The sequence below is a fragment of the Streptomyces adelaidensis genome (genome assembly GCF_016598475.1).
GTDB classification, from domain to species: Bacteria; Actinomycetota; Actinomycetes; order Streptomycetales; family Streptomycetaceae; genus Streptomyces; species Streptomyces adelaidensis.
Genome location: NZ_JAEMUX010000003.1, coordinates 175,683 through 195,748 on the forward strand (window position 1 = coordinate 175,683; position 20,066 = coordinate 195,748).

At 71.2% G+C, this 20,066-nt stretch carries 17 protein-coding genes; 13 read left to right on the plus strand and 4 right to left on the minus strand.

Going from position 1 to position 20,066, the window contains the following annotated elements:
• Window positions 1–186: 186 nt before the first annotated feature.
• The 4 genes from I8N67_RS02750 to sbnB form a co-directional block, all read right to left on the minus strand.
• The gene (locus I8N67_RS02750; RefSeq protein ID WP_307835129.1) at window positions 187–981 is read right to left on the minus strand and encodes an AfsR/SARP family transcriptional regulator; all 795 of its coding nucleotides are present in this window, start codon (window positions 979–981) and stop codon (window positions 187–189) included.
• Window positions 982–1,152: 171 nt separating this feature from the next.
• Window positions 1,153–3,387: an MMPL family transporter gene (locus I8N67_RS02755; RefSeq protein WP_307835130.1), complete on the minus strand. Its 2,235-nt coding sequence runs from the start codon at window positions 3,385–3,387 to the stop codon at window positions 1,153–1,155.
• A gap of 221 nt (window positions 3,388–3,608) precedes the next feature.
• Window positions 3,609–4,586, minus strand: a complete 978-nt coding sequence (sbnA, locus tag I8N67_RS02760; RefSeq protein WP_200300925.1) for a 2,3-diaminopropionate biosynthesis protein SbnA — start codon at window positions 4,584–4,586, stop codon at window positions 3,609–3,611.
• 15 nt (window positions 4,587–4,601) lie between these two features.
• Window positions 4,602–5,663, minus strand: coding sequence for a 2,3-diaminopropionate biosynthesis protein SbnB (gene sbnB / locus I8N67_RS02765; RefSeq protein WP_200300926.1), 1,062 nt, complete (start codon window positions 5,661–5,663; stop codon window positions 4,602–4,604).
• Window positions 5,664–5,975: 312 nt separating this feature from the next.
• Here sbnB and I8N67_RS02770 point away from each other — a divergent pair, with 312 nt between their 5' ends.
• The 13 genes from I8N67_RS02770 (at window position 5,976) to I8N67_RS02830 (ending at window position 20,044) form a co-directional block, all read left to right on the plus strand.
• Window positions 5,976–7,526, plus strand: a complete 1,551-nt coding sequence (locus I8N67_RS02770) for a tryptophan halogenase family protein (RefSeq protein ID WP_200300927.1) — start codon at window positions 5,976–5,978, stop codon at window positions 7,524–7,526.
• A gap of 39 nt (window positions 7,527–7,565) precedes the next feature.
• Window positions 7,566–8,912 (plus strand): cation:proton antiporter, encoded by a 1,347-nt coding sequence (locus tag I8N67_RS02775; protein WP_200300928.1) that lies wholly within the window; start codon window positions 7,566–7,568, stop codon window positions 8,910–8,912.
• Window positions 8,909–9,448 carry a flavin reductase family protein gene (locus I8N67_RS02780; RefSeq protein ID WP_200300929.1) on the plus strand — a complete coding sequence of 180 codons (540 nt, stop codon included), beginning with the start codon at window positions 8,909–8,911 and terminating at the stop codon, window positions 9,446–9,448. The genes I8N67_RS02775 and I8N67_RS02780 overlap by 4 nt, the downstream gene beginning before the upstream one ends.
• Before the next feature lie 150 nt (window positions 9,449–9,598).
• Window positions 9,599–9,928, plus strand: a complete 330-nt coding sequence (locus tag I8N67_RS02785) for an ArsR/SmtB family transcription factor (protein WP_200300930.1) — start codon at window positions 9,599–9,601, stop codon at window positions 9,926–9,928.
• A complete protein-coding gene (locus I8N67_RS02790) occupies window positions 9,925–10,158 on the plus strand; it encodes a hypothetical protein (RefSeq protein ID WP_200300931.1) in 234 nt (77 codons plus the stop codon). The genes I8N67_RS02785 and I8N67_RS02790 overlap by 4 nt, the downstream gene beginning before the upstream one ends.
• Complete coding sequence (locus tag I8N67_RS02795) at window positions 10,155–11,297, plus strand: sensor domain-containing protein (protein WP_200300932.1); 1,143 nt, start codon at window positions 10,155–10,157, stop codon at window positions 11,295–11,297. Before I8N67_RS02790 ends, I8N67_RS02795 begins: the two co-directional genes overlap by 4 nt.
• Window positions 11,294–12,118, plus strand: coding sequence for an ABC transporter ATP-binding protein (locus tag I8N67_RS02800; RefSeq protein WP_200300933.1), 825 nt, complete (start codon window positions 11,294–11,296; stop codon window positions 12,116–12,118). The genes I8N67_RS02795 and I8N67_RS02800 overlap by 4 nt, the downstream gene beginning before the upstream one ends.
• Complete coding sequence (locus tag I8N67_RS42210) at window positions 12,115–14,685, plus strand: FtsX-like permease family protein (protein WP_200300934.1); 2,571 nt, start codon at window positions 12,115–12,117, stop codon at window positions 14,683–14,685. The genes I8N67_RS02800 and I8N67_RS42210 overlap by 4 nt, the downstream gene beginning before the upstream one ends.
• A 398-nt stretch (window positions 14,686–15,083) precedes the next feature.
• Window positions 15,084–16,055, plus strand: coding sequence for a TauD/TfdA family dioxygenase (locus tag I8N67_RS02810; protein ID WP_200300935.1), 972 nt, complete (start codon window positions 15,084–15,086; stop codon window positions 16,053–16,055).
• Window positions 16,056–16,129: 74 nt separating this feature from the next.
• Window positions 16,130–17,746: an amino acid adenylation domain-containing protein gene (locus tag I8N67_RS02815; RefSeq protein ID WP_200300936.1), complete on the plus strand. Its 1,617-nt coding sequence runs from the start codon at window positions 16,130–16,132 to the stop codon at window positions 17,744–17,746.
• Between the two features lie 87 nt (window positions 17,747–17,833).
• Window positions 17,834–18,052: an MbtH family protein gene (locus I8N67_RS02820; RefSeq protein WP_200300937.1), complete on the plus strand. Its 219-nt coding sequence runs from the start codon at window positions 17,834–17,836 to the stop codon at window positions 18,050–18,052.
• 19 nt (window positions 18,053–18,071) lie between these two features.
• Window positions 18,072–19,013, plus strand: a complete 942-nt coding sequence (locus I8N67_RS02825; RefSeq protein ID WP_200300968.1) for an ATP-binding cassette domain-containing protein — start codon at window positions 18,072–18,074, stop codon at window positions 19,011–19,013.
• A gap of 74 nt (window positions 19,014–19,087) precedes the next feature.
• Window positions 19,088–20,044 carry an ArsR/SmtB family transcription factor gene (locus I8N67_RS02830; protein WP_200300938.1) on the plus strand — a complete coding sequence of 319 codons (957 nt, stop codon included), beginning with the start codon at window positions 19,088–19,090 and terminating at the stop codon, window positions 20,042–20,044.
• Window positions 20,045–20,066 lie beyond the last annotated feature (22 nt).

The following is a 20,066-nucleotide window of genomic DNA, read 5'->3' on the forward strand; positions in this document are numbered from 1 at the left end:
CCCCGTGGCACCTGATTGCTCAACGTGCGATATCCCGGCATGAAAATGCCGAGGTGATTCACACGCTAACAGGACGCCCCCACGACGTCCACCGCACATCTCGCCACGGAGACTTCACAAAGCTTGCCCCGAATGCTGTCACGTGAACAGGGATCGGACGGAACAAGCCGTTGAGCGGGGATCGCCCTATCTGTGTCCCGCGTGGAGCAGGACCTGACGCGGCTCCCCGAGGACATCGTCCTGGGTCAGGATCGCCTGGTACGCCCGGTGCAGTCCGCGCCCCGGTTCGAGACCGAGGTCGTCGGCCAGCCTGCGGCGCGCGCCGTGGAAGACCTCCAGGGCCTCCGCTTGCCGGCCGTCACGGTAGAGCGCGAGCATGAGCAGTTCGCTGAGCCGCTCGCGACCCAGGTGTTCAATGGCCAGCTGTCGCAACTCGGCCAAGGGGACGCGTTCCGCGTCGACCCGCAGTCTGGCCGCCGTCAGGTCCTCGTACGCGGTGATCCGGCGCTCCTCCAGGTATGCCGCCTGGACACGGCACCGCAGACCGTCGCTCGTGTCGAGGAGCGCCGGCCCGCGCCAGAGCGCGAGCGCCGATTCGAGCTTCGCGATGGCTTCGACCGGGTTTCGCCGGACAAGCGCGGCGCCCGTGTCGGCCAACTCGACAAACCGGTACGTGTCCACAACATTGGCCGAAACATCGAGTACGTAACCGTTGCCCACAGTTCGGACGAGCGAGTCGCCGTCCAGGCCCGTCACCATCTTCAGGAATTTACGCAGCCGACCGACGTTGGCCTGGAGTGCGTTGCGCGCGTTGGTCATCGACCGGTCCGCCCACAACTCGTCCACGATCTGGTCGAAGAGAACCGGCGTCCCGGGCGAGAGCGCCAGCAGCGTCAATACGACGCTCGCCCGCTTCGACGCCATGGTGTACCGCTCGCGGCCTTGCGTCAGGTAAAGCGATCCCAGCAGGTTGATCTCCACAGCCTGAAACCCCCATAGCTATCGGCAACCGCTGGAAATTCTGCCCCGGATCACTCGACCGGAGGAAATACCATCTCGGTGGCGTTCGCGCACCGAAATGGTATGGGGCCGAGGGGAACGGGCACCGAACCGGCGGGGGATCCGGTCCGGCGCCCGTCCATGGGCCGGCGGCTAGCGGAGGCGAGCCGCCGGGGCGGTCGTGGTGGCCGGCTGACCACCACTGGTTCCGGACGCGGCGGCGGTCTGCGCGCGCCGCATCTTCTTCGAGGGCCACCAGCTGGCGTCACCCAGCAGGATCAGGGCCGAGGGCAGGATCATGACCCGGATGATGAAGGCGTCCAGCAGGACGGCGACCGCGAGGCTGAAGCCGATCTGCTTCATCTCGGCCAGGTGCAGGAACATGAAGCTGCCGAACACGGTGACCATGACGACGGCCGCGCTGGTCACGACCTTGGCCGACTTCTCGACGCCCTCGAGGACCGCCTGACGGGTGGGCACCCCGTTCATCGCCGCCTCCTTGATGCGGCTGACGACGAAGACCTGGTAGTCCATCGACAGGCCGAAGAGGATCACGAAGAGGAACAGGGGCACCCGCGAGCCGATGGCGTTCGTGGCGCTCTCGTCGAACCCGAACACGGTCGAGGCCAGGCCCCACTGGAAGAAGACGACCACCAGGCCGAAGGCCGCGCCGACGGACAGCAGGTTGAGCAGGACGCCCACCAGGCCGATGACCACCGAGCCGAAGACCAGCACGGTCATCAGGAAGGTCAGCAGCAGCAGGAACCCGACGACGATCGGCAGCTTGTCGCTCTGGTGCGCGAGGTAGTCGACGTCGACCGCGACGGGTCCGTCCACGCCGTACTCGGCGCCCTGCACCTTGCCGAGCGTGGTCGGCAGGTAGTCCTGGCGCAGGTGCTCCAGGGAACCGGTCGCCTCGGGTGAGCTGAGCCGGTGCGGCACGGCCAGGGTCATCACGCTGACCCGCCCGTCCTTCGACGTCCGCACGGCCGGCGCGTTCTTGGAGAACATCGGGTCGCTCTCGGCCCGCTGGGCGAGTGCGTCCAGGGCCGTGGCGACCTCGCCCTGCCGGTCACCGTCGGCGCGGACGACGACCCAGTGCTCGGAACGGCGGTCCGGGAAGGCGTCGTTGAGCTTGTCGTAGGTCTGCATCTCGGGGATCGCCCGGGAGTGCGTGTCCTTGTTCAGTACGCGCAGCTCCATGCCGAGCGTGGGGAGCGCCAGGCCCAGCATGACCAGCGTGGACACGATCAGGGTGGCCACCGGGCGCTTGCGTGCCGGGTTCAGCAGGGCGGTGAACACCCGGCCGGTGCGCTCCGGGTGACGCTGGCGCAGCCGCTTGCCGCGCGCAGCGGCGCGGGCGGCGCGGCGGTCGGTGCGCCGGCCGATCTTGACCAGCAGGCCGGGCAGGACGGTCACCGAGCTCACCATGGCGACGAAGACGACGAGGATGGTGGCGGTGCCCAGCGAGGAGAAAATGATGTCGGTGGCCAGGAACAGGGTGGCACTGGAGATGATCACCGCGAGGCCGGAGACGATGATGGCGCGTCCGGCGGTCGCCGCGGCGATGCCGACCAGCGCCTCGGGGCTGAGGCTGCCCGCCGCCTTGTCCCGTTCCTCGCGTTCCCGCTTGAGGTAGAAGAGCGTGTAGTCGACGCCGACCGCCATGCCGATGAGCAGGATGACGTTCATGCCGACGCCGGCGTCGGGGATCAGGTGCGAGACGACCATGGACAGGCCGACCGCGGCGGCGATCGAGGAGAGCGCCAGCAGCAGCGGGACGCCGACCATCACGAGCGAGCCGAACACGATCAGCAGGGTGACCAGGGTGACCGGGAAGGTGATCATCTCGGTCTTGGCGAGGTCGTCGCTGCGCTGCTTGTTGAGGCCCTTGCTGACCGAGGCGTCGCCGGTCTCCTCGACGACCAGGTCGGGGTTGGCCTTCTGCACGGCGGCCGTCTGTTCCTGCAGCGGGTCGACGTGCTCCATCGCCTCGCGCTTGACGCCCTTCATGGTCACTTCGACCATGAGCATCCGGCCGTTCTCGGAGAGGACCGGTTCCTCGACCTCGAGGACCTCGGGCAGCTCCTCCATCCGGCCGGTGAGGTCCTGGGCCGCCTCGCGGGCCTTCGCCTCGTCGAGCTCGCCGGACTTGGCGCTGAACATGATCTGCTCGCTCGGCTTGCGCTCCAGGCCCGCCTCGGTCGCGATGGCCTCGGCGCGGCCGGACTCGCCCACCTGGTAGTCCTTGGCGACCGCGCTGTTGGTGCCGACCGCGATGCCCACGGCGAGGCACAGGGCCACGAACGCGAACCATGTGGCGATCGCACGCCCGGGATGTAAGGCGCTCCAGCTGGCCACCCTCACGGTGATCGGCTGCTTCTTCACTGTCCCAGCTCCTGTCGCGTCATGACCGCCCAACGGGTGTAAGTCGACGATGACAGGTGATGGAGAGATGCGTCAACCGTAAGCCCGGACGGTTGGCCGGATCGGTGCCGGCCCGGCGCGGATCCGACGGCCGGGCGCCGGTCGCCCGGCGGCGGGCACGACGACACGGCTCCCGTCTCCGGTGGGAGACGGAAGCCGTGCTGACCTGCGAAAGGCGGTTCTCAGCGGGACCGGATCGCGTCCCGGTCCAGCGCGTGGGCGCCGTAGATGTCACTGACCCAGTTGGTCTGGTACACCGAGTCCAGATACCGCTCCCCCAGGTCCGGCGAGATCGCCACCGCCGTGGCCCGCCCGTCCGGACGGTGCTCGGCCAGCCAGCCCGAGGCCCCCGCCACGACCGTCCCCGTGGAGCCGCCGAACAGGAAACCGGCCGTCGCCAGCCGGTGAGCGACCCGGATCGCCTCCACCTCCGGTACGTGCACCACGTCGTCCACGAACGACTCGTCGAGCAGTTGCGGCCGTACAGCGGCACCGAGGCCCGGGATCATCCGCGGCCCCGCCGGCCCGCCGAAGGTGACGGAGCCCACCGAGTCGACGGCCACCACCGTCACCGGTCGGCCGGACTCCTTGAAGTAGCGCGCGCACCCCATCAGCGTGCCCGTCGTGCCGGCGCCGACGAACAGGACGTCGAGCTCGGGGAAGTGCGTCGCGATGGAGGGGGCCGTCGTCCGGTAGTGGGCCAGCCAGTTGTACGGATTGGCGTGCTGGTTCAGCCACAGGTGACGGTCGTCGGACGCGCAGAGCTGGCGTACGTGGTCGAGTCTGGCGCCCAGGAACCCGGTCTCCGGATGAGGCTCGGTGATGATGTGCACCTGGGCGCCCATCGCCTCCATCAGCCGCCGGGTGACCAGGTTGCAGCGGGTGTCCGTGACGCACAGGAAGCGGTAGCCCTTGTCGGCCGCGATCATGCTCAGTGCGACACCGAGGTTTCCCGACGAGGACTCCACGATGACCGAGTCGCCGGTGAGCGCCCCTCTTCTCTCGGCGTCGGCGATCATCGACGCCGCCGCTTTCAGCTTGATGGACCCGGCAAAGTTGAAGCCCTCGCACTTCAGGTAGAGCGACGTGTCGAGGGCCGGCCGGAGGTCCACATAGAGATCGTCCACATGGAAGGCGTCCGGCGCGGAGATCACGGGCACTGCGACCACCCCGTCTCAGGTACGGCCGCCGGCCTCGCCGGCGCGCCCGTAGCGGTCGGTCTCGTGGAAGAAGCCGTCGACGACATGCAGGTCCCCGCCGGCGCGCACCATGTCGTACACGTGCTTTCCGACCGCGAGGTCGAGGACGCCGAGCCCGAACGGGGAGAAGACCACGGGCCGGTCGGCGGGCATCCGGACCCGTCCGGTCAGCACGTCGTACAGCGTCCCGTCGATGAAGTCCCGGTTGCCGGTGAGCCTTTCGGTCAGGTGCGGGGAGGTGTCGGCCTTCAGGCAGTGCTCGATGTCGTCGACCACGTTCGCCGAGGCGAGCAGCACCTCGGGCGCGAGGTCGCGCAGCGAGACATTGAGGACCAGCGGGTTGTGCGCGAACCAGTCCGGGTCGGTGACGTGCGGAGCCGCGGCGACGGTCGCGAACACCACCAGGTCGCTGGAGCGCACCAGATCCTCGGCGCGCTCGTGCACGGTGATCCGACCGCCGGCGCCGCTGCCCTCCAGGTACGAGCGGAAGCCGGCGGCGTGCTCGGCGGACAGGTCGTGCACGCCCACCTCGTCGAAGTCCCAGCCGGTCCGGGTCAGATACGTGTGGATGTGGCGGGCGATGAGCCCGGTCCCGATGAAGCCCACCCGGGCCGGCCGGGTGCGGTCGCGGGAGAGCCGGTCGGCCGCCAGCGCCGCCGAGGCGGCGGTGCGCGCCGCGCTGATGATGGAGCTCTCCAGGCAGGCGAACGGGTAGCCCGTGTCGTAGTCGTTGAGCACCAGCACCGCGGAGGCCCGGGGGACGCCCCGGCCCACGTTCTGCGGGAAGCTGGATATCCACTTCAGCCCCTCGACCCGCGTACCGCCGCCGATCGACGCGGGCAGGGCGATGATGCGTGCGGAGGGGCGGTCGGGGAAGCGCAGGAAGTACGAGGGCGGGTTGACCGTGTCGCCCTCACCGTGCACCCGGTACGCCGCTTCCACCAGGTCGACGGTGCCCTTCTCGTTGCCGGACAGCACACGGTCCACCTGGGCGCCGGGAATCACGGCGAACGGCGGGACATGGACTTGCTGTGTCATGCAAACTCCATTGCAGTAGGCGGGCGACCCGTTGCCACCCCCGGGCGGAACGACACTCGGCCGACGCCCGCCACCATTGGCGCGGCAATGTTGCTGCTTCCCGCTGACATACTGCTGACATCGCGTCAACCGCCGTGATGGCCTGCGATTTTCGCCCAACACTTAATGATCTGTCCCGCACTTCCCCGTCTGCCTAGGGTTCTTCCTCGGTGGCGCCACCCCGAGAACCGCACGGTCGGGCCGGTGCCATCTGCGACCGGCAATCCGGCCTTCCGGAACCGGAAATCGTGGAGCTACCGACGGGAGTAACCAGTGCTCAACAACGTAGTGATCGTGGGCGGCGGAACGGCGGGCTGGATGACGGCCTCCTATCTCAAGGCCGCGTTCGGTGACCGAATAAACATCACCCTCGTGGAATCGGGGAACGTCGGCACCGTCGGCGTCGGCGAGGCCACGTTCAGCGACATCCGCCACTTCTTCGAGTTCCTGGGGCTCAAGGAGAAGGACTGGATGCCGGCCTGCAACGCCACGTACAAGCTCGCCGTCCGGTTCGAGAACTGGCGCGAGAAGGGGCACTACTTCTACCACCCCTTCGAGCAGATGCGGTCGGTCAACGGCTTCCCGCTCACCGACTGGTGGCTCAAGCAGGGCCCGACGGACCGGTTCGACAAGGACTGCTTCGTGATGGCGTCCGTCATCGACGCCGGTCTCAGCCCGCGCCACCGGGACGGCAGGCTCATCGACCAGCCCTTCGACGAGGGCGTGGACGAGATGCAGGGCCTGACGATGTCCGAGCACCAGGGTAAGACGCAGTTCCCGTACGCCTACCAGTTCGAGGCCGCGCTGCTCGCCAAGTACCTGACGGCGTATTCGGTGGAGCGCGGCGTCAAGCACATCGTGGACGACGTCCGGGAGGTCTCCCTGGACGACCGGGGCTGGATCACCGAGGTGCGCACCGCCGAGCACGGCGACCTCACCGGCGACCTGTTCATCGACTGCACCGGATTCCGCGGGCTGCTGCTGAACCAGGCCCTGGAGGAGCCCTTCATCTCTTACCAGGACACCCTCCCCAATGACAGCGCGATCGCTCTCCAGGTGCCGATGGACATGGAGCGCCGCGGCATTCTGCCCTGCACGACGTCGACCGCCCAGGACGCCGGCTGGATCTGGACGATTCCGCTGACGGGCCGCGTCGGCACCGGTTACGTGTACGCCAAGGATTACCTCTCCCCGGAAGAGGCGGAGCGCACCCTGCGGGAATTCGTCGGCCCGGCCGCCGATGATGTCGAGGCCAATCACATCCGTATGCGCATCGGCCGCAGCCGGAATTCCTGGGTCAAGAACTGTGTGGCCATCGGCCTGTCCAGTGGATTCGTCGAGCCGCTGGAATCCACCGGTATCTTCTTCATCCACCACGCCATCGAGCAGCTGGTGAAGAACTTCCCGGGCGCGGACTGGAACTCCATGCACCGCGATCTGTACAACAACACCATTTCCCATGTCATGGACGGCGTACGGGAGTTCCTGGTGCTGCACTACGTGGCGGCCAAGCGGAACGACACGCAGTACTGGCGCGACACCAAGACCCGGCAGATCCCCGACTCCCTCGCCGAGCGCATCGAGAAGTGGAAGGTGCAGCTCCCCGACTCGGAGACGGTCTACCCGTACTACCACGGACTGCCGCCGTACTCGTACATGTGCATCCTCCTCGGAATGGGCGGCATCGACCTCAAGCCGTCGCCCGCGCTGGCCCTGGCCGACGGCGGCGCCGCACAGCGGGAGTTCGAGCAGATCCGGGAGAAGACGCAGCGGCTGACCGAGGCGCTGCCGAAGGCCTACGACTACTTCACGCAGCTGAGCTGACCCGCGCGCACCGAGCCGATCGGGAAGGACCCCCACGCCATGGACGTCTTGGACCTCCTGCTGCGGACCACGCACGCGGTGGCGGCGCTCGCCGTCGTGCTGCTGTTCGCCGCGGCGGGGAGGTCGGCCGCCCGGAGGCTGCGTCAGCCGGAGGTCATAGGGGAGATCACGGTGGGCCTGCTGGCCGGGCCCGCTGTGATCGCCCTGTTCGGCACGGCCTTCCTCGACGCGGTGCTGCCGGGCCCCGTGTTCGACATCCTCACCCTCTTCGGCCAGGCCGGCCTGGTGCTGTTCCTGGTCGGCCTCGCCCACAAGCTGCGGATCGGTCCCGACCGGCCGCCGCACCGCACCATGGGCTGGGTGGTCGCCGGGTCTCTGGTGCCGCCCCTGCTCACCGGGCTGCTGCTGACCGGCTGGGTGAGCCTCACCGGCGGCGCGGCGGTCAGGGGCACCGCACCGCTGCCCGCCTTCGTCCTGATGGTCGCCGTGGCCATGTCGATCACCGCGGTGCCGGTGATGTCGCGGATCCTCGCCGACCGGGGCATGGGCGAGTCGCCGGCGGGCCGGCTCGCGCTGGCGTCGGCCATCGCCATCGACGCGGTCGGGTGGCTGCTGCTCACGGTCGCGATCAGCCTCGGCGCGGGCGACCTGACGGGGTCGCTGCACTCCGCGCGGGCGCTGCTGTTCGGCGCGGTGTGCGCGCTGGCGGTCCGGTACGGGCTGCGCACGCGCGCGGCCCGCGGCATCTGCGTACGGCTGCCGAGAACCACGGCGGTCGCGCTCGGCGCCTCGGCGCTGGGCGTGGCGCTGGTCATGGAGCACCTGGGCATGACCGCCATCCTCGGTGCGGCCCTGGTCGGGCTGGCCGTGCCCGGTGACGAGCGGGCCCCCTGGGCCGGCGCGGTCTCCACGGTGTCCCGGGTGGGCCGCGCCCTGGCGCCCGCGTTCTTCGTGGTCACCGGCATCACCGTGCTGACCAGGGCGTTCGCGGCCGCCTCCTGGTCGCTGATCGCGGTGGCCGTGGTGCTCGGCTGTGCCGGAAAGGTGCTCGGCGGTTACGCCGGTGCCCGCCTCGGCGGCCTGCCGCGCTCCACCGCGTGCCGGATCGGCGTGCTGGTGAACACCCGGGGTCTGACCGAACTCATCGTGCTACAGGCCGGGTTGAGCGCGGGCGTCCTGTCGGCGCCGCTGGTGCTGGCGCTGGTGGTGATGGCCCTGGTGACGACCGCCATGACCGGCCCGCTGCTGAACGCGCTCGACCGCCGCGACGAACGCCGCGCCCGGCGCCGCACGGAGCGCCTCACCGTGCGCCTCCCGGGGCGTATCCCCCAGCACCGTTCCGACCGCGACAAGCTTCCCGTAGAGACAGAAGGCGGTACGCGATGACCGACCCCGCGATACGGACCCCGCCCCCGGCCGCCCCGCCGGTGCCCGCTCGGGCCACCCCCGACGGCTTCCGCGCCATGATGAGCGGATTCCCCACCGGTGTCTGCGTGGTGACCACCACCGACCACGAGGGCGCGCCGCGCGGGATGACGTGCTCCGCGGCGTGCAGCGTGTCGCTCGATCCGCCCACACTGCTGGTCTGCCTCCGCGACGGCAGTCCGACGCTGGAGGCGATCGTGAAGAGCGGCGTGTTCGCGGTCAACCTGCTGCACGAGGGCGCGCGGGAGGCCGCCGAGCTCTTCGCCTCGGGCAACCCGCGCCGCTTCGACCTCCTCCCGTGGGAGCAGACGCCGGACATGGCGGGCCCCCATCTGTCCAGGGACGCGCACACCGTCGCGGACTGCGATGTCGTCCTGACCCAGAAGATCGGCAGCCACGTCACCGTGTTCGGCGCCGCGCGCCACATCGTCGAACGGCACTCCCGTCCTCCACTCCTCTACGGGCTGCGGCAGTTCCGCTCCTGGTCCGCCATGTGACGACCCGTCGTACGCCAGGCCCGGTCCCCCCTCGGGGGCCGGGCCTTCGCACTGCCCGGACAGGAGAAGGTCCCGCATGACGTTTGACAGCCCTCAACGTCATATGTAAGTCTCGACTTACATGCTTCCTGGAGTGAGAGGGCGTGGACCATGACGAGCGAGGAGCTGCTGGCCGTGCTCGCCGCCGTGGGCCACGCACAGCGCCTCCGGGTCATCGCGGAGATCGTCGGGGGGCGGATGTACGTCAGCGAGCTGGCCCGCCGCCTGGGGATGTCGCGACCGCTGCTGTACATGCACCTGGAGCGGCTGGAGAAGGCCGGTCTGGTGGTCGGCAGCCTGGAGTTGTCGAAGAGCGGCAAGGCGCTGAAGTACTTCGAACTGGCGCCGTTCGACCTGCATGTGAACGCCGAGACGATAGCCGCGGCCGTGGCGGCGGACGCGAAAGGCACAGTCAGTGACGTGAAGGGAATCCCCACATGACCGGCGCCGTCATCACGATCGCCATCATCCTGATCATCGCCGGTGGCAGCACCCTCGGTGTCCTCGCCTACTTCCGGCTCCAGCGGCACCGCGCCGACGCCGTCGCCATGGCCTCCTATCGCAGGCTCGCCGAGGACGCGAGCGCCGGACACGAGGCCCTCCGCCGGCAGTTGGGCGCCCTCGACGACCGCCTCAAGTCGATCGAGACCCTGCTCCGGAGTGTGGGATGACACCGCCCGAACCACCGCCGCCCTGCGCCACCCCCGCAACCTCGCCCAGCCCCCTGCCCGGCACCACGCCGAAAGCCCGGCCCGAAGCCGCGCCCGGCACCCCGTTCGACGTCGCGCCGGGGGCGCCGTTCGAAGCCGCGCCCGGCAACCCGCCCGGTGCAGCACCGGGGGCCCCGGTCTCCGGCGACCCGTTCGGGCCCGTGCCGGGAACGCTCCACGAGCCCGCCTCGGGCGGCCCGTCCGCCTCGTCGGCGACCGGGAACCCGCCCGGGGGCTCCGCCCCGCACCCGGCCCGGCACAAGGGCGGGGCCGCGTCCACGCGCTCGCGGCCTTCCCTCGTGGCGGCCTTCAGGGCCTCGCTGCTGCCCGCGCGCCGGATGCCCCGGCAGGGGAACCCGGTGCGCATGCTGGTGTCCGCCGCCCCGTGGCGGGCGACCGGGTACCTCGCCGGGTACGTCATGGCCGGCAGCGTGTTCTTCGCGGTGGCGACCGCCGCCGTCCTCGTGGGCATCGTCTTCAGCCAGCTCACCGTGACGGTGGCGCTCACCATCGGTTCGGTGTGGGTGGTCCGGTGCTGCGCCCAGGTCGAACGCGGCCGGGCCGTACTGGTCGACGCGCCGATCCCGTACGCCTATCAGGAGGTCACGGAACCGGGGCTCGTCGGACACCTGAAGGCCCGCTGCACCGATCCCGTCTTCTACCGCGACTGCTGCTACCTGATCCTGCTCCACCCGTTCCTGCTGCTCCTCGACGCGCTCACGCTGGCACTCTGGCTGCCCCTGCTCACCGGGGTCTCGCTGCCCCTGTGGTTCTGGGCGGTCGAGTCCCGGCAGGCGGACGGGAGTTTCGCGGACGGGGTGCGGCTCGGCCGGTCGGACGGCACGGGCCCCGGGATCTGGATCGACACCTGGCCGGCCGCGCTGATCGCCTCGGCCGTCTTCCTCGCCCTGGCCATGTACGCCTCGTACGCCGTGGTGGCGGCCGCCCGGCTCCACCTGACCGTCGCCCACGCCCTGCTCCGCCCCCCGCCGGACCCGCTCGCCGAGGCCAAACACGTGCTCGCCGCGCCCGGCCCGCTCTCCCTCACCCCCTCACGCCCGGCCGCCGGGCCCACCGCACACGGAGGACACCGCACATGAACGGGACACCGAGCCCGCACGGTCACGAAGGACACGGCGGCTACGAGGTCGTCAAGCTCGACTCCGTACGCAAGGTCTACGGCGGCTCGAAGAACCAGGTGGCCGCCCTCGACGGCGTGACCATCGGCTTACCGCGCGGCAGCTTCACAGCGGTCATGGGCCCCTCCGGTTCCGGCAAGAGCACGTTCCTGCACTGCGCGGCCGGGCTCGACCGGCCCACGTCGGGGACCGTCCTGCTCGACGGCGTGGACCTCGCCCCGCTGGGCGAGAAGGAACTGACCAAGCTCCGCCGGGAGCGCATCGGCTTCATCTTCCAGGCCTTCAACCTGCTCCCCGCGCTGAGCGTCGTCGACAACGTCACCCTGCCCCTGCGCCTCGCCGGCCGCCGGCCCAAGCGGGCCGAGGTCGACGAGGTCATCGACCGCGTCGGCCTGTCGGACCGGCGGGGCAACCGCCCCGGTGAACTCTCCGGCGGCCAGCAGCAGCGGGTCGCCATCGCGCGGGCGCTGATCACCAAGCCCGCCGTCATCTTCGGTGACGAGCCGACCGGCGCCCTGGACACGTACACCGCGCGCGAGGTGCTCACGCTGCTGCGCGAGGCCGTCCAGTGGTCCGGGCAGACCATCGTGATGGTCACCCACGACCCGATGGCCGCCGCGCACGCGGACCGCGTCCTGTTCCTGGCCGACGGACGGATCGTCAGCTCCCTGGACCAGCCGACCGCCGACCAGGTCGCCGAACGGATGACCCACCTCGGGGCCTGGGGCAACGAGCCCACCGCCGCTCCGGGCACCTCCCACGGCCGGGGGGCACGGCGGTGATCAGGCTCGCGCTCAAGACCCTGCGGTTCCACAAGGGCGGCTTCATCGCGACGTTCATCGCGCTGTTCTTCGGCGCCGCGATCGTCGTCGGATGCGGTGGCCTCTTCGAGACGGGCCTGCACAGGGCCGCCCCGCCCGAGCGCCTCGCCGCCGCGCAGGTCGTCGTCACCGGCGACCAGCGCTACCCCGGCACCCGGCGCGACATGTTCCCCGAGCGCATCCGCGTCGACACCGCGCTGGTGGAGCGGATCAAGGCCGTGCCAGGCGTGAGCGACGCCGTCGCGGACGTCTCGTTCCCGGCCGCCGTGCTGGGCGACGAGCAGGCCGGCGCCCAACTGACCGGCCACGGCTGGTCGTCCGCCAAGCTGGCGCCGTACCGGATCGAGCAGGGCGAGGCGCCGTCGGCGGCGGGCGAGATCGCCCTGGACGCGCGGTTCGCCGGAGAGAACGGCGTACGCGTCGGCCAGGAACTGCGCCTGGCGCTGCGCGGCACGGCCGGCGACCACCGCGTCACCGCGCTGGTCTCCGGCCCCGGCTCCGGCGACCCGGCGACGGTCTTCCTGACCGACACCGAGGCGGCCGAGGCCACCGGCCGGCCCGGCCGGGCGGATTCCATCGGCGTGTTCACCGCGCCGGGCACGGCCCTCGGACCGGTCGAGCAGGCCGTCGAGAAGGTGGTGGGCGACGCGCCGGCGCAGGTGCTGTCCGGGGACGAGCGCGGCTGGGCGGAGAACCCCGACGTCATCGCCGAGGGCAGCAAACTCGTCACCCTGGCCTCCGTGTTCGGCGGTCTGTCCGCCGCGGTCACCGTCTTCGTCGTCTCCAGCACGGTCGGCCTGTCGCTGAACCAGCGGCAGCGGGAGTCCGCGCTGCTGCGGGCGATCGGCGCCACCCCGGCCCAGCTGCGGCGGATGGTGCTGGGCGAGACGCTGTTCATCGCCGTGTTCGCCACCGCGCTCGCATGCTTCCCCGGCCCGATGATCGGCCGGTGGCTGCTGGACGCCTTCGCCGGTGCGGGGGTCGTCCCCGAGACGATCGCCTTCCGCGCGGGCTTCGTCCCGATGGCCGTCGGTGTCGCCACCGCGCTGCTCACGGCGCTCGGCGCGGCGTTCCTCGGCGCACGGGCCGCGACCCGTACCCGGCCGACCGAGGCGCTGGCCGAAGCCTCGCTCCAGCAACGCTGGTTCAGCAAGTCCCGGCTGGTCTTCGCGCTGCTCTTCCTCGGTGGCGGCACCGCGCTCGCCCTGGTCACCGCGAACATCGCCGGCCCGTCGGCGGGCAGCACGGCGACCCCGGCGGCGATGCTGTGGACGGCCGGTTTCGGCCTGCTCGGTCCGGGCCTCGCCAAGATGATCACCGCGGTGCTGCGCGGGCCGCTGCGCGCCTTCACGGGCCTCGCCGGCTCGCTCGCCTCGCTCAACGCCAAGGCCCGTACGAGCCGGTTCGCGGGCGCGGTGATGCCCGTCATGCTCGCCAGCGGCCTGGCCCTGGCGCTGATCTACCTCCAGACCACCCAGTCCAGCGGCGCGGAGCGGGCGTTCCGTGAGAACCTGCGGGCCGACCTGGTCGTCACCTCCGTCAGCGGCGGCCTGCCGCTGGACCTGGTCGAGACCGTGGCCCGCCAGCCCGGCGTCGAAGCCGCGTCGGCCCAGGTCTCCACCATCGGCTACATCGACCCGCCCACGCCCGAGAAGCCGACGCCCGGCAGCGAGGACGCGGACGACGAGCCCGACGAGCCGGAGCCCACGGAGGTGCCCCTCCAGGGCGTCACCCCCGCCGGCCTGGACCGGACGACCGCGTATCGCGCCTCCAGCGGCAGCCTGGCGGAGCTGACCGGCGACACCGTCGCCCTGCCGACGGCGTTCGCCGAGGAGTCCGGGCACGAGCTGGGCGACCAGGTGCCGATGCGGCTGGGCGACGGCACCCGCGCCGAACTGACCCTGGTCGCCACGCTCGACGGCCGGCGCGGGTACGAGACCGCGCTGCTGCCCGCCGCCCTTCTGGTGCCGCACACCGACTCGGGTCTGCTGCCGCAGATCATGGTGAAGGCCGAGCCGGGAGCGGACCAGGCCGAGCTCATCGGAACGCTGTCCAAGCTGGCGGCCGACCACCCGGGCCTCCGGGTCGCCGACCGCGCGGCGCTGGCCGTCGTCCAGGCGGAGTCGGACGACACGCAGACGTGGATGTCGTACCTGCTGCTCGGGATGGTGGTGGGGTACGCGACGATCGCCCTGGTGAACACCCAGGTCATCTCCACGACCGAGCGGCGTCGGGAGTTCATGCTCCAGCGGCTGATCGGCTCCACGCGTCGCCAGGTGATGCAGATGATGACGGTCGAGGCGTTCCTGGTGGCCGCCGCCGGCATCGTGCTCGGCGTGCTGGTCGCGGCGCTCACACTCGTACCGCTGAGCATCAGCGTGCTGGGCTCGCCGGTCCCGGACGGCTCCCCGTGGATCTTCGTCGGGGTGGTCGGCGCCGCGCTGGGCCTGACCCTCGCCACCACGCTGCTGTCCGCCAGGCTGGTCCTGCGCGGCAAGCCCGGCGAGATGGCGGGCGTGCGCGAGTAGCGAACGCCAGGCGTGAAAGGCCCTGTTGGTCGACTGGGGGTCACGCGTGACGTCGGCGTTCAAGACCCGGTCGTGGTCTTGAACGCCGACGTTGTCGTCCCCGGCCCACCTGATCACCACTGCGCCGCTGTGCCGCTGCGCCGCTGACGCTTCGAACCAGAGATGACCTGCGATTTTCGCCCGGAACTTAAGAGCATGGCCGGGCCACACCCGCGTTCCTAGACTCGTGTCCGTTCCTACTGAGCACGATGCCAAGCCAGTTGACGCACGACCAGAAGCCGAACACGTCCCATGGTGCCGCCGGGCCCCCGGCGGTGTCACTCCGTCGGGCAGACCGAAGCGGCCTCGGACGAGGCGCGGCCGGTGTCTGCGATCACGAGCGGAAGGGATGGTCGGGAATGTTCGGTCCTGGCGTCTCATTGAACGACGAGATCTATCCGCCCCTGCTCCGGTGTGAGACACCGGACCTCGACGCTGTGGAGTGGGCGGCACAGCACCGCCCGGCCATCGACAAACTGCTCCTCACCCACGGCGCGGTCCTCCTGCGGGGCTTCGGCGTCGCGGACGCCGACGCGTTCGAGGCAGTGGCCTCCTCCCTGGTGAACACCCTGTACGGCGACTACGGCGATCTCCCGCACGAGAAGGACGCCGACCGGGTCTACAAGTCGACGCCGTACCCGGCCCAGCAGTCGATCCTGTTCCACCACGAGAGCTCCCACATGCCGCAGTGGCCCAGCCGCCAGTTCTTCTGCTGCGTACAGCCGTCGAGCAAGGGCGGTGCGACGCCGATCGTCGACGGACGCAAGGTGTGGGAGGCGCTCCCGGACGAGTCGCGCGGCCGTTTCCAGGCGCTCGGCATCCGCTACGTACGCAACTTCATCCCCGGCCTCGACGTCGGCTGGGAGCAGATGTTCGGCACCAGCGACCGCGACGAGGTGGAGAAGCGCTGCCGCGCCCAGGGTGTGGAGTGCGAGTGGCTGCCCGACGGCGTCCTGCGGACGACGCAGAACGCGCCGGCCGTCGTCCAGCACCCCGGCACGGGTGAGCAGGTCTTCTTCAACCAGCTCTTCCTGCACCACACGGCCTGTCTGGAGCCGTCCGTCCGGGAGGTCATGAGGTCGCTGTTCGGCGACGACGAGACCGCGTACCCACGCAGTGCGTTCTTCGGTGACGGCTCCCCGATCGACGAGGCCACCGTCACCCTGCTGCGCTCGCTCTACGACTCCTTGGCGCAGCGCTTCCTGTGGGAGCGGGGCGATGTGGCGATCATCGACAACATGCTCGTCTCGCACGGCCGGGACCCCTTCGAGGGCGAACGGAAGATCATCGTGGCCATGGGCGACATGGTCAGCCGTGCCGCGCTGAGCTGACCCTTCATCCCGTCTCGCCGGGGCCGGGCGCGGGCGCCCGCGCCCGGCCCCGACAGCCGACAACAGGAGCAGCGATGGTCTCGTCAGCGGTCTCGTCAACGGCGCACCCCGGCATGCTGTCCGGTGAGGTGCGCGACATCGGAGCGGACTCGGTGGTGCGGCTCGTACGGGCGCACGCGCGCGTGCGCCCGTACGCCGTGGCCGTCCGGTCCGGTGGCACGTCCTGGACGTACCGGCAGCTGTGGCACCGCGCCCTCGTCGTGGCCGCCGTGCTGCGGGAGGCCGGGGTGGGCCCCGGCGACCGGGTGGCCGTGTGGGCCGACCGGACCGCCGGGGTGATCGCCGCCGCGCTCGGCGCCATGTCCCTGCGCGCCGCCTACGTGCCCATCGATCCGACCCACCCCGCCGAGCGCGTCGCCGCGGTGCTCGCCGGCGCCCGGCCGGCCGCCCTCGTCCACGACGGGCCGGTGGCCGCGGGCCGGCTGCCCGCCGTCGACGTACCCGTCATCGACGTGGCGGAGCTCGCGGACGTCCGCACCCCACCGGAGCACGAACTGCCGCGCGGTGAGGACATCGCGTACGTCGTGTTCACCTCCGGCTCGACCGGCACGCCCAAGGGCGTCATGGTCCCGCACGCGTCGCTCGCCAACTACGTGGCCTGGTGCGGGTCGCTCGTCGGGGCGGGCGGGAGCGGCAGCCCGCTGTTCGCCAGCCTCGGCTACGACCTGGCCATGACGTCCCTGTGGGTGCCGCTGGCCCAGGGCGCGCGGGTGGTGACCGTGCCCGGTCTGTGGGACCAGGCCACGCTGTTCGGCGCCGGGGCGGACCCGTACACCTTCGTCAAGCTCACCCCCTCCCACGCCCGGTTCTTCGAGGCCCTCGCCGAGCCGCCCCGCTACGACCGGACGACCCGGCTGCTGATGTTCGGGGGCGAGGCGCTCGACCCGGCACTCATCATCGCGCTGGGCTCCCGGCTCGACGGCGTGCGGCTCGTCAACCACTACGGCCCTACCGAGACGACGATCGGCTGCTGTGCCCACCGCTTCGACAACACCGCCCTGCCCGGTACGCCCACCGTGCCCATCGGCACACCCGCCTGGAACACCCGCGCCTATGTGGTGGACGAGCAGCTGCGGCCGCTGCCACCCGGCCGGCCCGGCGAACTGGTGATCGCCGGGCGCGCCGTCGCCGCCGGATACCTGGGCGGCGCGGGCGCGGGCGACCGGTTCATCGACGAGCGGGAACTGGGCGGCGCGCCGGGCCCGGCGTACCGTACCGGCGACATGGCCGAGCTGCTCCCCGAGCGGCTCCTGCTCCACCTCGGGCGCCGGGACGACCAGTGGAAGGTCAACGGCTACCGCGTCGAGCTGGGCGAGCTGCGCCACCACGTGCTGGCCGTGCCCGGCGTCGCCGACGCGGCCTTCGACGTCGTGCGGGGCCCCGTCGACAGCCTGGAGCTGTTCGTCCGCGCCACGGACCCGGCGCGCACCGACGGCGAGGCGCTCGCCGGGACGCTGCGCGCGGCGCTCTCCGAGGCACTGCCCTCGGGCCTCGTACCCAATGAGGTGCACGTCGTCCGGGAGCTCGTGTTCAACTCCAACGGCAAGTGTGATGTGGCCGCGACACGGCGGCAGTCGGGGCACCCGGCCCGTTGGGCGGGGCAGGACTCCGTATCAGCGGACGGTCAGTGACGTGTCAGTGAAATCCGACAGCATGACAATGCGTCGGGCATACGACGTGCGCGACATACGACTCGGATACGGGAGTGAGTGGGCGACGTGTCGAACCCCTTTGACGACCAGGACGGAACGTTCCTCGTACTCGTGAACGGCGAGGGCCAGCACTCCTTGTGGCCGGCCTTCGCCCAGCGGCCGGACGGCTGGACCGTCGCCCTCGACGAGAGCCCGCGCGACGCGGCGCTGGCGTACGTCGAGGAGAACTGGACGGACATGCGCCCCCTGAGCCTGCGCGAGGCCAGTGCCCCGCAGGCCTCTTGAGGGACCCTGACCCGTGGACATGGCGATTCAGGCGGAGGGGCTGCGCAAGGGGTACGGGCGGACCCAGGCGCTGCGTGGGGTCGACCTCGCGGTGCCGGCCGGTACGGTGCTCGGTCTGCTCGGGCCGAACGGCGCCGGCAAGACGACCACGGTACGCACGCTGGCGACGCTGCTGGTCCCGGACGGCGGCCGCGCCGAGGTCGCCGGGTACGACGTGGTGAGCCGGCCCCGCGAGGTACGCCGGCGGATCGGCCTGGCCGGCCAGTACGCGGCGGTGGACGAACTCCTCACCGGCCGCGAGAACCTGGTGCTGATCGGCACGCTGCTGCACCTGGGCAGGCGGGCCGCGCGGGCGCGGGCGGCGGAGCTGCTCGACCGGTTCGACCTGACGGGCGCGGGTGACCGGCCGGCCCGTACCTACTCGGGCGGCATGCGGCGGCGCCTGGACCTGGCCGCGTGCCTGGTCGCGCGGCCGTCGGTGCTCTTCCTCGACGAGCCCACCACCGGTCTGGACCCGGCGAGCCGGATGGCCCTGTGGTCGGCGGTGCGGGAACTCGTCACCGACGGCGTCACCGTCCTGCTGACGACGCAGTACCTGGAGGAGGCCGACTACCTCGCCGACCGGATCGTGGTCGTGGACGCGGGCCGGGTGATCGCCGACGGTACGCCGAACGAGCTGAAGCGCAAGGTCGGCGAGGAGCGGCTGGAAATCGTTGTCACGCACCCGGACGGGGTGCCCGCCGCGGTGTCGGCGCTGCGCCGGTCCACCGCCGCCGAGCCGGTGGTGGACCGCGAGAAGGGGGTCGTCTCCATCGCCGTCGGCGACGGCATGGACAGCATGCACGACATCGCCACGGCGGCTGCCGCGCTGCACCGGGAGAACGTGGAGGTCGCCGACTTCGCACTGCGGCGGCCGACTCTCGACGATGTCTTCGTCTCCCTCACCGGCCGCTCTGCCTAAACGTTTCTCCGCGTCTTCTCCCACCTTCTTTCTTTCTCTTCCCGCGCCTGGCCGCGGGACTACGGGGGCCCACCATGCAGAGAATCCACTTCGACGCCGCCGACTTCGCCAGAACCCGGCTGCGGCCCACCGTGGGGCCGCTCGTGGAGACGGCCTTCGCGGCCGGCCTCCTCAGCCGCAGCGTCGGGGCGCCCTACGCCCGGTGGCGCAGCCAGGTCTCCAAACGGCTGCCCCGATGGTCGTCGCCGTCCGCGCACGGCGGTGGCGTCCTCGACCCGGAGCTGCTCATCGCGCACGCCGAGCGGTACGCCGAGTGGTACGGCGAGGACACCGCCACGGCAGGCCGGCCCGCCGAACTGCCGGAGGTGTGGCAGGCGGCGGTGGCCCCGTACTGGGACCAGGTACGCGCCTATCTGGAGGCCGAGTGCGAGGCGCGCGGCAGGATCGTGATGGCCGGAGGAGTGGAGCAACTGCTGGCCACGCTGCACCCCCGGATGACCTGGCGCTCCCCCGTCCTGGAGATCCCGGGCGGGCCCGACGAGGACATCCACCTCGACGGGCGGGGCCTGGTCCTCACGCCGTCGGTGTTCCTCAACCACCGGCCGGGCCGGCTGATGTCGGCCACGGCGGAGAACGAGCAGGCGGTGCTGGCGTTCGCCGCGCCGCCCGACCTGGCGCGCGCCGCCGCGCTGTGGGAGGAGCCGGACGGCCGGCCGCAGTCGCTCGGCGCCCTGGTGGGCCAGACCCGGGCGGCCGCGCTGCGCGTGCTGCGGGCCACCTGCACCACCAGCCAACTCGCCGACCATCTGGGCATCTCCGCGGCGGGCGCGAGCCAGCACACCACGGTGCTGCGCGAAACCGGCCTGATCACCACCCGCCGCATCCGCAACACCGTGCTGCACACGGTGACCCCGCTGGGCGTCGCCCTGCTGGACGGCCGGGTCGTCCGGACGCTCCCGCCCCAGAACCTCGTTCGCCAGCGGGGGCGATCGCCCCTGGAGACCGTCCCCCGGCAGCGACGCGCCTCGTAACCGCGCACACCGCACAGGCAGG